This is a genomic window from Chelatococcus composti, assembly GCF_014201415.1.
GTDB classification, from domain to species: Bacteria; Pseudomonadota; Alphaproteobacteria; order Rhizobiales; family Beijerinckiaceae; genus Chelatococcus_A; species Chelatococcus_A composti.
This window is the reverse complement of the sequence record NZ_JACHEH010000002.1, coordinates 461,703-474,789: the sequence shown is the minus strand read 5'-3', so window position 1 is coordinate 474,789 and position 13,087 is coordinate 461,703. Positions and strand designations below refer to the sequence as shown.

Genomic DNA, 13,087 nt, shown 5'->3' with positions numbered 1-13,087 from the left:
CCGATCACGACCCCGAGACAACGATCATTCCTCCCGGAGGACTTTCGACATGACCGATACCCCCACGAACGGCGCGGCGAACGCTGACACGATGCCGTCGCTGAACGCCCTTGCACAGTTCATCAAGGATCTCTCCTTCGAGAATCCGAACGCTCCGCGCTCGCTCGCGCCCCAGCCGCAGAGCCCGGAGATCTCCATCCAGGTCAATGTCGGCGCCAACCAGCTCTCCGAGACGGATTTCGAGGTGACGCTGAAGCTCGAGGGCAAGGCCCAGATCGGCCAGGACGTGCTGTTCGTCTTCGACCTGACCTATGGCGGCGTCTTCCGCGTGCGCAACATTCCGAAGGACCAGCTCCACCCGGTCGTCATGATCGAGTGCCCGCGGCTGCTCTTCCCCTTTGCCCGGCAGATCGTGGCCGACGCCGTGCGCAACGGCGGCTTCCCGCCCCTGTTCATCGACCCGATCGATTTTGCCGCGCTCTATCGTCAGAAGCTCACGGAGCTGCAGTCTGCCCAGCAGCAGACGGTATCCTGACGAAAGCAGGCGGCGCGCTCAACCCGCGCGCCGCCGTCGCGTTCCCTATTCCGCATCCGGGCGGATATACTCTCGCCACAGCGCGTTCTCGCCAAACTCGGCAATGAAGGCAGCATGGGCCGCCCTTTCGGCATCGGTGATCGCCGGCGGAAGGGCGACGGGTCGCTGAAGCGCTTCCCCGACGCGCCGACTGGCAGCCTGCGTGGAGACCGCGAGAGTCGGGACGGTCTCCGTGACGCCGAAGCCGAGGTCGGCCTGCTTGCCACCGATCAGCTCGATATAGACCTCTGCCAGGATCTCGGCGTCGAGCAGGGCGCCGTGCTTGGTGCGCCGCGAATTGTCGATGCCATAGCGGGCGCATAGGGCATCAAGGGTGTTCGAGGCGCCTGGATGCTTGCGCCGGGCCATGGAGAGCGTGTCAATGACGTTCTCCGGCGGCACGCGCGGCAGGCCGACGCGGCTGAGCTCCATGTCAATGAAGCCGATGTCGAACGCCGCATTGTGGATCACGAGCTTGGCGTCGGCAATGAAGGCATAGAACTCCTGCGCGATTTCCTCGAAGGTGGGCTTGTCTGCCAGGAACTCGTCAGACAGGCCATGCACCTCGAAGGCGCCGCGCGACACCGGCCTCTGGGGATTGATGTAGACGTGATAGTGGCGGCCCGTCGGAATGTGGTTCAGCAGCTCGACGCAGCCGATCTCGACGATGCGGTCGCCCTTGAGGGCATCGACGCCGGTCGTTTCCGTATCGAGGACAATCTCCCTCAGCATGTCGTTCCTTCCTGCGACAGGGCGCGACCGGGACGCCCGGCGAGCGCCCTTACGATAGACGCGACCTGCACCTCCGCGGCAGCAAAGCCACGGCCGGTATCCACCAGAAAATGCGCCCGGCGCCGCTTCTCGGCATCCGGCATCTGTTTCACGTGAATCAGGGCGAAGCGCTCCTCAGTCATGCCCGGGCGAGCCATCACCCGGGCCTTCTGGATGGCCGGATCGGCCGTGACGACGAGCACCGCGTCACAGCGCCGTTCCCCGCCCGTCTCGAAAAGCAGAGGGATGTCGAGCACCGCAAGCGGGATTCCCGCCTGCCGGCAGGACACAAGAAACCGCTCCTCCTCCCGGCGGACCAGGGGGTGAACGATGGCCTCCAGCCGTCGCAGCGCCTCCGGCTTGCCGAGCACGGCTGCAGCCAGCTTCTGCCGGTCCACGCCATTCTCGCCGGTGGTGCCGGGAAAGGCCGCTTCCACGGCCGCGACGGCTTCATGACGGTAGAGGCGATGCACGGCGGCATCGGCATCGTGGACGGGCACGCCAAGCCGACGGAACATGGCAGCCGTCGTCGACTTGCCCATGCCGATCGATCCGGTCAGGCCAAGAACGAACGTCACGCCACTGCCCGTTCGATGTCCTGGACGATGATGGACCGCAGCTCCTCCGTCACGGCGGGCGTGCGGCCGAACCACCGGGCGAAGCCCGGCACGGCCTGATGCAGCAGCATGCCGAGCCCGTCGACAGTTGCCAGGCCGCGCGCCTTGGCAGCGGCAAGAAGGCCCGTCGTCAGCGGCGTATAGACGATGTCGTGCACGAGGGCCGTTTCCGGCAACGGTGAGAGGTCAATGACGAGCGGCGGCTGGCCGGACATGCCGAGCGAGGTCGTGTTCACGAGGATGTCCGTTTCCTTGAGGGCCGCGCCGACCCCGTCCCAGCCACGCGGTTTCACGGCCCGGCCAAACGCCGCCTCGAGGGCACGGCTGCGCGCCTCGCTGCGATTGACGAGATGGATAGTCGACAAGCCGCGCGCGAGCAGGCCGTAGATCACGGCCCTTGCGGCTCCGCCTGCGCCCAGCACCGTGGCCGTTCGGCCCTGCCTGTCCCAGCCCGGAGCGCGCTCGTCGAGGTTGGCGAGAAAACCCGTCACATCCGTATTGTCGGCATGGAGCGCCCCATCCTCGAACCAGAGCGTGTTGGCCGCGCCCATCGCCCGAGCCGTCTCGCTGACGACGTCGGCGAGACCGAGCACCGCCTCCTTGTGCGGCACCGTGACGTTGGCGCCGACATAGCCGCGCTCCCGCAGCGAGCTGACGAAGACCGCAAGATTTTCCGGCCGCACATCCTCCCGCGTGTAATCCCCCGCAAGGCCGAGCTGCCGCAGCCAGAAACCATGCACCATCGGCGAGCGCGAGTGCGCCACGGGATGACCAATGATGCAGGCCTTGGGGATGGAACGGGCGGAATCGGTCATCGCGCGAGAGCTCCAATCGTGCGCAGCCCCTCAAGAAGGGGCATGAGCGGCAGGCCGAGGATGGTGAAATGGTCGCCGTCTATCCGCTCGAAGAGGTGGATGCCGAGCCCCTCGAGCTGATAGCCGCCAACGCTGCCGAGCGCATCGCGACCGGCAAGCGCCAGATAACGCCGGATGAAGGCTTCCGACAACGGCCGCATGGTGAGGCGCGCTTCGGCCGCGGCCGAAAAGAGGATTGCGCCATCCCGCGCGATGGCGCAGGCGCTGCAGAGCGTGTGGGTGGTACCGGCGAGCCGGGCGAGCTGGTGCGCGGCGTCATCCGTATCACGCGGCTTCGACAGGCGCGAGCCATCGGCAAGAGCGAGCGTCTGGTCGGCGCCGACAACGAGCCGGCCCGGCCGGCGGCGGCTGACATCGAGCGCCTTCTCACAGGCGAGGAGCACGGCAGCGTCGGCCGGCGTTGCCCCAGCCTCCAGCTTCTCGGCCTCGACCCTCCGCTCGTCGATGGATGGTGCCTCGATCTCCGGCGGAAGGCCAGCTGCGGTGAGCAGCTGGCGGCGGATCGAACTCGTCGACGCGAGAACAAGCGGTTGCGGATCGAGCCAGAGAGCTTCCGAATCGCCCTGCATGCCGTCCTTCCTTGGATCAGATCGCGATAAACTTCATGCGATGCACCTTGTAGAGGTCGATGATCGCGGCAGCGGTCTCCTCGATGGACCGGCGGGTCACGTCGATCATCGGCCATTGGTGGCGGGCGAAGAGCCGTCGCGACTGGGCAATCTCCTCTGCCACGCTGTCCCGGTCGACATAGGGCGAGTCCTCGTCTGCATTGAGGCTGAGCAGGCGATTCTGACGAATCTGCACGATGCGCTCAGGACTCGCGACGAGGCCGACGATAAGGGGCTTCTTCGCGTTCAGCAGGCTCTCGGGAAGAGGAATGCCTGGCACGAGAGGAATATTGGCGGTCTTGATGCCGCGATTGGCAAGGTAGATCGAGGTTGGTGTCTTCGAGGTGCGGCTGACACCGACGAGCACGACGTCGGCCTCCTCGAGGTCGTCCGCCATCTGCCCGTCGTCGTGCAGCAGCGTGTAGTTCATGGCGTCGATGCGCTTGAAATACTCGCTGTTGAGGACGTGCTGGGCGCCGGGCCGGGCCGCCTGCGCCGCCCCGAGATAGGACTGGAACAGGTTGAGCACCGGCGAAAGCACGGACAGACACGGGCAGCCGCTGGCGGCACAGGCCGCTTCCAGCCGCTCGGCGAACTCGGATTCGACCATCGTGTAGAGAACGACACCGGGAGCGGCGTCAATCTCCTCGATAACCCTCTCCAGCTGCGCGCGCGAGCGGACGAGCGGGTAGATGTGCTCGATGGCCGAGACGCCTTCGTACTGCGCGGCCGCCGCACGCGCGACCGCGATCAGGGTTTCGCCGGTGGCGTCCGAAACGAGGTGAAGATGGAAGAAGTTGCGTCCCAAGGCACGAGCTCCGGCAAGGCAGCGACGGCGGCCCCGGTTTGCCTCTGTCGGCGGGTTTGCCGCCAAACCCTGGGGACCGGGAGTCGAGGAATGTGGACAAGCCCGCTTCCGGGTAACCGCTGCGGGGGGCACTCTGGCGCGTGTCGCCGACACGATCAACAGGCCTGCCGCTGTGGGAGGATCGCACGCCACTGATCCAGCCCGTGGGGATGGATCAGGGAGCGGGGCTGATCGCCGGTGCGTTAACGGATCGGAAAGGTTAAGAAATCGTTAAACTTCCCGCACCGCACTCGAAAACCGGTGCTCGCCGTGCGACCATCGGCAGCGGACGAGCATGCTGGGGACGGATTGTGGATCCTGGAGAGGCACGCTAATCCGCTGCCCAACAGGAAAAACAGGAAAGTTCCTTTCAATCATTCTTTCTTTCTCGGCAGAGGGTGCACAGTGGAGCCTGCAACGACGAAGCCTCCGCTTCTCAACGTCATCGATGGCAAGCCGAGCGAGCGCCCTCCGGTCTGGCTCATGCGGCAGGCAGGTCGCTATTTGCCGGAATACAGGGCGGTTCGGGCAAAGGCAGGTTCCTTCCTCGATCTCTGCTACAATCCCGATCTCGCCACCGAGGTGACGTTGCAGCCGATACGGCGCTTCGGCTTCGATGCGGCCATTCTCTTCAGCGACATTCTCGTCATTCCCCACGCGCTTGGGCAGGGCGTGACCTTCGCCGAGGGGGAGGGGCCGAAGTTGCGGCCTGTTGCCGACAGTGCGGCGCTCGGAGCGCTGACGCCGGCCCTTGATCTCGATCGCCTGGCGCCGGTTCTTGAGACGGTGAAGCGGGTGCGCAGCGCGCTGCCGGTCGAGACGGCGCTTCTCGGTTTCTGCGGTGCGCCGTGGACGGTGGCGAGCTACATGATCGCGGGCAAGAGCACGCCCGATCAGGCGCCCGCCCGCCTCTTGGCCTACAGGGATGAAGCCTTCTTTGCAGCGCTCATCGAGCGGCTGGTGGATGCGTCCGTCTCCTATCTCGTGGCGCAGCTCGATGCCGGAGCGGATGCCGTCCAGATCTTCGAGAGCTTCGCCGGGGCCCTGCCGCCGGCGCTGTTCGACCGCTGGTCGCTGGAGCCGATCAGCCGCATCGCGGCTGGCGTGCGCGCGAGGCGTCCGGATGCGCGGATCCTCGTTTTTCCGCGCGGTGCGGCCCAGCGGCTCGAGGTGCTGGCACAGGCCGGCATCGCCGATGTGGTCGGTCTCGACTGGTCGGTGGATCCGGCCTGGGCGCGGGAGCATGTCCAGACCCATGTGTGCGTGCAGGGCAACCTTGATCCGCTGGCGCTGGTCGCCGGTGGGCGTCAGCTGGACGAGGCTGTGGACCGGATCATTGAGGCCTTTTCCGGCCGGCCGCACATCTTCAACCTTGGTCACGGCATCCTGCCGGAGACGCCGATCGCCCATGTCGAGCAGATGCTGCGCCGGCTGAGGGGCGCTTGAGAGAGGACGGAAGCGCAGGAGCAGGACGGGACAATGGCGCTCTACGACTGGATCAAGGCACTGCACATCCTCGCCGTTATCTCGTGGATGGCGGGCATGCTCTATCTGCCGCGGCTGTTCGTCTACCACACGGGAGCCGCGCCGGGGTCCGAGACCTCGGAGACCTTCAAGGTCATGGAGCGCAGGCTGCTCAAGGCCATCATCAACCCGGCGATGATCGTGACGTGGCTGGCCGGGCTCTATCTCGCCTACGAGGGCGGCTGGTTCCGGGCGGGCTGGTTCCACGGCAAGTTCGCGCTCGTCATCCTCCTGTCCGCCGTCCACGGGGTTCTGGTGCGGCGCCTGAAGGAGTTTGCGGCCGATAGCAACACGCGCCCGGCCCGCTACTACCGCATCCTCAACGAGGTGCCGACCGTGCTGATGATCGGCATCGTCCTTCTCGTGGTGTTGAAGCCCTTCTGATCCATTTCCGCGGGCGGGGGGTTGAGCGGGAGAGGAAAAGGCGTTATTTGCATCAAGCCTTCCCAACGATCAGGCTGGCGTCGTCGCAGCTCGTCTGCAAGGTCTGCGCGATCCTGAGAGGTGGCCCCCGCCGTGGATGTGCCGCCCTAGCCTGAGTTTCCCACCTGCCTGTCTGCCTTTTCCGGCACCCATAACCATCAAACAGAGAGTCCCCGATGCGGGAGATCAAACTTCAGGATCTGAAGTCGAAGTCGCCGACCGAACTGTTGGCTTTTGCCGAGGAGCTCCAGGTCGAAAACGCGAGCACGATGCGCAAGCAGGAGCTCATGTTTGCCATCCTCAAGCAGCTCGCGGCGAGCGATACGGAAATCATCGGCGAAGGTGTCGTCGAGGTGCTGCAGGATGGCTTCGGATTCCTGCGTTCGTCCGACTCCAACTATCTGCCCGGTCCGGACGACATCTACGTCTCGCCGTCGCAGATCCGTCGTTTCGGCCTGCGTACGGGTGACACCGTCGAGGGCCCCATCCGCAGCCCCAAGGAAGGCGAGCGGTATTTCGCCCTGCTCAAGGTCAACAGCATCAATTTCGAGGATCCGGAGAAGATCCGGCACAAGGTTCATTTTGACAACCTGACGCCGCTCTATCCGGACGAGCGCCTGAAGCTCGAGATCGAGGATCCGACGCGGAAGGACTTCTCCTCGCGCGTCATCGACATCGTGGCGCCCATCGGCAAGGGCCAGCGTGGTCTCATCGTCGCGCCGCCGCGCACCGGCAAGACGGTGCTGCTGCAGAACATCGCCAAGTCGATCACCACAAACCACCCGGAGTGCTACCTGATCGTCCTCCTCATCGACGAGCGTCCGGAGGAGGTTACCGACATGCAACGCTCTGTGAAGGGCGAGGTCATTTCCTCGACCTTCGACGAGCCGGCTGCCCGGCATGTGCAGGTGGCCGAGATGGTAATCGAGAAGGCGAAGCGGCTCGTCGAGCATGGGCGCGACGTCGTCATCCTGCTCGACTCGATCACGCGTCTCGGCCGAGCCTACAACACGGTCGTCCCGTCTTCGGGCAAGGTGCTCACCGGCGGTGTGGACGCCAACGCCCTGCAGCGGCCGAAGCGCTTCTTTGGTGCCGCCCGCAACATCGAGGAGGGCGGTTCACTCACGATCATCGCCACGGCGCTGATTGATACTGGCAGCCGCATGGACGAGGTGATCTTCGAGGAGTTCAAGGGTACGGGTAACTCGGAGATCATCCTGGACCGCAAGGTCTCGGACAAGCGCGTTTTCCCTGCCATCGACATCACCCGCTCCGGCACCCGCAAGGAGGAGCTGCTGGTTCCGCCGGACGTGCTCAAGAAGATGTACGTCCTGCGCCGCATCCTCAATCCGATGGGCACGGTCGACGCCATCGAGTTCCTGCTCGACAAGCTGCGTCAGACGAAGACCAACGCGGATTTCTTCGAGTCGATGAACACCTGACGCACCAGCCGGGGTGGCTGATCGAAAAGGGCGGGTTCGGACCCGCCCTTTTTCTTGCCGTAAGGCCCTAGAGCAGGTCAGTCAGCCGGTCCGGCTCAGTGACAGGTGCGGAGCATGCACTGCCGCGACAGACGAAGGCGGCCGTGGAGCCGGGAGGAACGCTTCGGGCAATGTCCGGATGGCCGGCTATTCCATCCCGCGTGAGGTCTGCGACCGTTCGATTCGGATACGGAACGGCGCGGGCGGTGGCAAGAAGGCTGTCTCCTTCCGGGCCGACGACGGCGATGGCGCTGCCGGAAAGCCGGAAATCGAGCGCATTGAGCGCGGTGGCGTGGGCGAGCGGCGCCTGACCCGCATGGGCCAGGAGGTTGTCGAGAAAGCGATCGGCCTTGATCTGGTCGGCAGGCTCACCCGACAGGGCGGCAAGCCGCTGCAGGTTTTCGGCATGCATGCCGTTCGCGTTGGGCACGGCGTCGTCATGCGTCGGCTTGGGTCTCAGAATGACGTCTCTCGCGGCGCCGTCGGCCATGGCGAGAATGCCGTCCTCGGTGAGGTAGCGGCTTTCGGCCGTGTCCGTCCATTCCCGAGCGTCATCGAGGTATGCCTTTTTCCCGGTGGCCTCATAAAGGGCCAGGGCGGCACGGGCCATGGCCGTCTGGTCGCTCGCCATCCCGGGAAATACAAGCCGCCCGTCTCGCCAGGAATGGCCGAACTGGCCGGACTGACACATCGATTCGGAAATGAAACAATAGGCCCTGTCCGCAAGGGAAATCCATTGCGGGCGGCGGAGAAGGAGCGCGGCGCGGGCGAGGGCGGCGATCGTCAGACCGTTCCAGTCCGCCAGAACCTTGTCGTCCCGCCCCGGCGCGATGCGCTCCGCCCTTCGGGCGAGCAGCCTCTGGCGGAGGACTAAGAGGCGCTGTTCCTCCTCGGCCGTCGCAGGAAGAGCGGCAAGGCGGTTGAGGATGACCTTGCCCTCCCAGTTGCCGGACGGAGAGACATCATAGTGCGCGGCGAAGAAAGCGGCGTCCTCTTCCAGCACGTCTTCGATCTCTTCGGCAGTCCAGACGTAGAAGCGCCCTTCCTCGCCTTCCGAGTCGGCGTCGAGGCTTGCAGCGAAGGCCCCTCCGGGCAATGCCATCTCGCGGGAGAGCCAGGCGACGATTCCGTCTGCCGCATCTGTGTACAGCGGGTCCGCCGATACGTGCGCTGCGAGGGCATAGAGCTCCAGAAGCTGCGCGTTGTCGTAGAGCATCTTCTCGAAGTGCGGCACCAGCCAGCGCTCGTCGACGGCATAGCGGGCGAAGCCGCCGCCAAGATGGTCGTGGATGCCGCCGCGCGCCATGCGTTCGAGCGTCAGCAGGAAAGGCCGCAGGTCATCCTTGCGGGCGGCCCGGCGCCAGAGCAGCTCGATAAGGGGCGGATTGGGAAACTTCGGCGCGCCCGGGAGACCGCCGTTTACCGGGTCGATCGCGCGGGCGAGCCTTTCCGTCAGCTGCAGCAGTGTGCCCTCGCCGAAGCTCGGGCCCGTCTCGGGCCGGGTGGCGAGAGCTGCTGCGATGGCGCGGCGGTTGTGCTCGACGCGGTCGGGTTCCTCCGCGAAGAGGCGGGCAATTTCCTTCAGGACGGTGACGAAGGCAGGTCGGCCGAATCGACTTTCCCGGGGGAAATAGGTGCCGCCCCAGAACGGCTCGGCGTCGGGCGTCAGGAACATGGTCAGCGGCCAGCCACCCTGTTCCCCCAGGGTCTGGAGCACGGACATGTAGATGAAGTCGATGTCCGGCCGCTCCTCCCGATCGACCTTGATGTTGACGAACAATTCGTTCATCACCCTTGCCGTCGCGGGATCCTCGAAGCTCTCGTGGGCCATCACATGGCACCAGTGGCAGGCCGCGTACCCCACTGACAGGAGGATGGGCTTGTTCTGGCGGCGTGCTTCGGCGAGGGCCTCCTCTCCCCAGGGCCACCAGTCAACAGGGTTCTCCCTGTGCTGGAGGAGATAGGGGCTGGTCTCTTTGGCGAGGCGGTTCATGGCGTCCTCCCTTGTCCGGGCCCCAATCATTGAGGGCGTCGGAGGATCCCTGACGACAATCGGGCGCTGTCATTATAGCCATGAGCGAAAACCCCGGCGCCCACCAAATTCGATTCGATATCGCAACGATGCAGCCCGACCAGAACGACACGATCTTTGCTCTCGCGAGCGGCGCAGGCCGGGCTGGCATCGCCGTGGTGCGAGTGTCTGGGCCGGCCTGCCGATTCGTTCTCGAAACGATGGCAGGTCGAACGCCCGTTCCGCGCCGGATGGACCTCTGCCGGCTCCGCCATCCGGATTCCGGGGATGTATTGGACGAGGCGTTGGTCGTGTTCTTCCCTGGGCCGGGGAGCTTCACGGGAGAGGATGTCGCCGAGCTTCACATTCACGGCGGCCAGGCTGTCGTCAGTGCCGTGCTTGCCGCGCTGGGAGATATTCCGGGCTGCCGACTGGCAGCTCCGGGGGAGTTCAGCCGCCGCGCCCTGCTCAACGGCAAGATGGATCTCAGCGCCGTCGAGGGTCTCGGCGACTTGATCGATGCCGAGACCGATATGCAGCGCCGGCAGGCCATGCGGCAGATGTCGGGAGAGTTGCGCAACGCAGTCGAGCGGTGGCGGGGGACGCTCATCGACGCCTCTGCCTTCATCGAGGCAGAACTCGATTTTGCCGACGAGGGGGACGTGCCGGACGACTTGCGGGAACGCGCCCTTGCTCTGGTCGTTTCCGTCGCCGACGATCTGCGCCGCGAGATCGCCCGGGCGCGCAACGGTGAGCGCATCCGCAGCGGCCTGACAGTGGTGATCGCAGGTCCTCCGAATGCGGGCAAGTCGACGCTTCTCAACGCGCTCGCCCGGCGCGATGTCGCCATCGTCTCGGACATACCGGGTACGACCAGGGACACTATAGAGGTGCACTGGAGCCTGGCCGGCGTTCCCGTGACGCTCGTGGACACGGCTGGTCTGCGCGATAGTCCGGACCCGATTGAGCAGGAGGGCGTGCGGCGCGCCCGCGACAGGGCGCAGAACGCCGACGTGGTGCTGTCGCTACGGGCGTTCGATTCGCATACGGAACATCTTCGCTCGCCCGGGGTGGTTGTTATTCCGATCCGGACAAAGGTTGATCTCGAAGAGCGTGGGAGGCGCGAAGGCACTGGCGCCGACGAGCTTGCCCTGTCGGCTGCGACGGGGGAGGGCATCGATGCTCTCGTGGCGCGCCTTGAGTCGATCGCACGGGACATCGTCGGCGATGGCGGACTTGTGACGCGGGAACGGCATCGGGAGGCCTTCGCCGGCGCGCTTTCGGCGCTCGATCGGGCCATTTCCGCGGGACCGGACCACCCAAGCGAGCTCTTGGCAGAAGACATTCGTCTGGCGATGCGCTATCTGGGGCGCATCACCGGAACGGTGGATGTCGAGGATGTGCTCGACCGCCTCTTTGCCGGGTTCTGCATCGGAAAGTGATCTCTGCTGTTTCACGTGAAACAGGGATCGAGGTGATCATGGATCGTTCGTTCGACGTCATCGTGATCGGAGGCGGCCACGCCGGCGTCGAGGCCGCTGCCGCCGCTGCGCGGATGGGGGCGTCGACCGCATTGGTGACCCATCGCTTCGCGACCATCGGTGCGATGTCCTGCAACCCGGCTATTGGCGGCCTCGGCAAGGGCCATCTTGTCCGGGAGGTGGACGCCCTGGACGGCCTGATGGGCCGGGTGGCCGATGCGGGCGGCATCCAGTTCCGTGTCCTCAACCGTCGCAAGGGTCCCGCTGTGTGGGGCCCGCGCGCCCAGGCCGATCGCAAGCTCTATGCCAGCGCCATGCAGGCCGAGATTCGTGCGACCGAGAACCTGACGGTGATCGAGGGCGAGGCAGAGGATCTGCTGTTCGATGGCAGCCGGGTTACAGCCGTTGTCCTCGCCTCGGGCGATGTTTTCCGCGCGGGATCTGTCGTCTTGACCACGGGAACATTCCTGCGCGGTCTCATCCACATCGGGGAGGTGAAGATTCCTGCAGGCCGCGTTGGTGAAGCGCCGTCACATGGCTTGTCGAGGGCGCTGGCGCGGTTCGGCTTTCCCTTGGGCCGGCTGAAGACGGGAACTCCGGCCCGTCTTGATGGTCGCACCATCGACTGGGCGAGCCTCGAACGTCAGGCTGGAGATCCCGAGCCGGAGCCCTTCTCGACGCTGACGGATCGGATCACGAATCCGCAGATCGAATGCGGCATTACGCGCACCACGGTGGAGACCCACGCCATCATCAGAGCCAATCTCCATCGTGCTCCGATGTATTCGGGTGAGATCGCCAGTCGCGGTCCGCGCTATTGCCCCTCGATTGAGGACAAGGTCGTACGCTTCGGCGACCGGGATGGCCATCAGATCTTCCTGGAGCCCGAGGGGCTCGACGATCACACAGTCTATCCCAACGGCATCTCAACCTCCCTGCCAGAAGAAGTACAGCGGGCGCTGCTCGCCACCATCCCCGGACTGGAGCGGGCGAAGATGCTGCGCCCCGGCTATGCCATCGAATATGATTTCGTCGATCCCCGCGCCCTCTTCCCCACGCTCGAGACCAAAGCGGTGAGGGGGCTGTTTCTCGCTGGCCAAATCAATGGCACGACCGGCTACGAGGAGGCCGCGGCTCAGGGTCTGGTCGCCGGGCTCAACGCTGCACGCCGTGCCGGCGGCGAGAACGGCGTGGTCTTCGATCGGGCGGAGAGCTATGTCGGTGTGCTCATCGACGATCTGGTGACGCGCGGCGTTACCGAACCCTATCGCATGTTTACCTCCCGCGCCGAGTATCGTTTGTCGTTGCGTGTCGACAACGCTGACGAGCGGCTGACGGAGCGCGGCATCGCGCTGGGCTGCGTTGGTTCGCGGAGGGCCGCGGCGTATCGCGCCAAGCGCGAGAGGCTCGCGGCAGCACGTGCGTTGCTCGACCGCCTGTCGCTCACGCCCAATGAAGCTGCGGCGCACGGGTTGTCGGTCAACAGGGACGGACGCCGTCGCACAGCGTTTCAGCTTCTCGCGCATCCGGGTGTGACATTCGATCACCTCGCACGCATCTGGCCGGAGATGGCGGCGCTGGATCGTCAGACACGCGACCGTATCAGCACCGACGCGATCTATTCCGTCTACCTCGACCGGCAGGCCGCCGATATCGCCTCCTATCGCCGCGACGAATCGGCCGCGCTGCCAGAGGGGCTGGATTTTGATTCCTTGCCTGGACTGTCGGCCGAAATCCGGCACAAGCTGTCGACTGTTCGTCCGCGGACGCTTGGCCAAGCGAGTCGCATCGAAGGGATGACTCCGGCGGCGCTGACAATTCTCGCAGCGGAGGTCGCAAAGGCCCGACGCCCCGTCGCGGCTGAATGATTCGGGG

Annotated in this window: 12 protein-coding genes; 6 read left to right on the top strand and 6 right to left on the bottom strand. The window is 65.4% G+C overall.

Features of this window, described 5'->3' with window-relative positions; translation table 11 throughout:
* The first annotated feature begins 49 nt into the window (after positions 1 to 49).
* Positions 50 to 535, top strand: coding sequence for a protein-export chaperone SecB (gene secB, locus HNQ73_RS05480; RefSeq protein WP_183333033.1), 486 nt, complete (start codon positions 50 to 52; stop codon positions 533 to 535).
* Positions 536 to 580: 45 nt separating this feature from the next.
* On the opposite strand, the gene dnaQ is transcribed toward secB, so the two are convergent.
* Genes dnaQ through HNQ73_RS05455 form a run of 5 tightly spaced genes read right to left on the bottom strand, consistent with a single transcriptional unit; the run spans position 581 to position 4,253 of the window.
* The gene (dnaQ, locus tag HNQ73_RS05475) at positions 581 to 1,306 is read right to left on the bottom strand and encodes a DNA polymerase III subunit epsilon (RefSeq protein ID WP_183333031.1); all 726 of its coding nucleotides are present in this window, start codon (positions 1,304 to 1,306) and stop codon (positions 581 to 583) included.
* Positions 1,300 to 1,923: a dephospho-CoA kinase gene (coaE, locus tag HNQ73_RS05470; protein ID WP_183333029.1), complete on the bottom strand. Its 624-nt coding sequence runs from the start codon at positions 1,921 to 1,923 to the stop codon at positions 1,300 to 1,302. The genes dnaQ and coaE overlap by 7 nt, the downstream gene beginning before the upstream one ends.
* Positions 1,920 to 2,777, bottom strand: a complete 858-nt coding sequence (locus HNQ73_RS05465; RefSeq protein ID WP_183333027.1) for a shikimate dehydrogenase — start codon at positions 2,775 to 2,777, stop codon at positions 1,920 to 1,922. Before HNQ73_RS05465 ends, coaE begins: the two co-directional genes overlap by 4 nt.
* Positions 2,774 to 3,406, bottom strand: a complete 633-nt coding sequence (locus tag HNQ73_RS05460; RefSeq protein ID WP_183333025.1) for a Maf family protein — start codon at positions 3,404 to 3,406, stop codon at positions 2,774 to 2,776. Before HNQ73_RS05460 ends, HNQ73_RS05465 begins: the two co-directional genes overlap by 4 nt.
* Positions 3,407 to 3,422: 16 nt before the next feature.
* Positions 3,423 to 4,253: a pyruvate, water dikinase regulatory protein gene (locus HNQ73_RS05455; RefSeq protein WP_183333023.1), complete on the bottom strand. Its 831-nt coding sequence runs from the start codon at positions 4,251 to 4,253 to the stop codon at positions 3,423 to 3,425.
* A 444-nt stretch (positions 4,254 to 4,697) separates the two neighbouring features.
* Here HNQ73_RS05455 and hemE point away from each other — a divergent pair, with 444 nt between their 5' ends.
* From hemE to rho, 3 genes are all read left to right on the top strand, one after another.
* Entirely contained in the window at positions 4,698 to 5,738 is a 1,041-nt protein-coding gene (gene hemE, locus HNQ73_RS05450; RefSeq protein WP_183333021.1) for a uroporphyrinogen decarboxylase, read from the top strand.
* A gap of 33 nt (positions 5,739 to 5,771) precedes the next feature.
* On the top strand, positions 5,772 to 6,200 hold the full coding sequence (gene hemJ, locus HNQ73_RS05445; RefSeq protein ID WP_183333019.1) for a protoporphyrinogen oxidase HemJ: 429 nt from the start codon (positions 5,772 to 5,774) through the stop codon (positions 6,198 to 6,200).
* Positions 6,201 to 6,415: 215 nt separating this feature from the next.
* The gene (gene rho / locus HNQ73_RS05440; protein ID WP_183333017.1) at positions 6,416 to 7,681 is read left to right on the top strand and encodes a transcription termination factor Rho; all 1,266 of its coding nucleotides are present in this window, start codon (positions 6,416 to 6,418) and stop codon (positions 7,679 to 7,681) included.
* Between the two features lie 67 nt (positions 7,682 to 7,748).
* On the opposite strand, the gene HNQ73_RS05435 is transcribed toward rho, so the two are convergent.
* Positions 7,749 to 9,713: a thioredoxin domain-containing protein gene (locus HNQ73_RS05435; protein ID WP_183333015.1), complete on the bottom strand. Its 1,965-nt coding sequence runs from the start codon at positions 9,711 to 9,713 to the stop codon at positions 7,749 to 7,751.
* 80 nt (positions 9,714 to 9,793) lie between these two features.
* On the opposite strand from HNQ73_RS05435, the gene mnmE reads away from it, so the two are divergent.
* On the top strand, positions 9,794 to 11,173 hold the full coding sequence (gene mnmE, locus HNQ73_RS05430) for a tRNA uridine-5-carboxymethylaminomethyl(34) synthesis GTPase MnmE (RefSeq protein WP_244649901.1): 1,380 nt from the start codon (positions 9,794 to 9,796) through the stop codon (positions 11,171 to 11,173).
* A 38-nt stretch (positions 11,174 to 11,211) separates the two neighbouring features.
* A complete protein-coding gene (gene mnmG / locus HNQ73_RS05425) occupies positions 11,212 to 13,080 on the top strand; it encodes a tRNA uridine-5-carboxymethylaminomethyl(34) synthesis enzyme MnmG (RefSeq protein ID WP_183333013.1) in 1,869 nt (622 codons plus the stop codon).
* Positions 13,081 to 13,087: the final 7 nt, after the last annotated feature.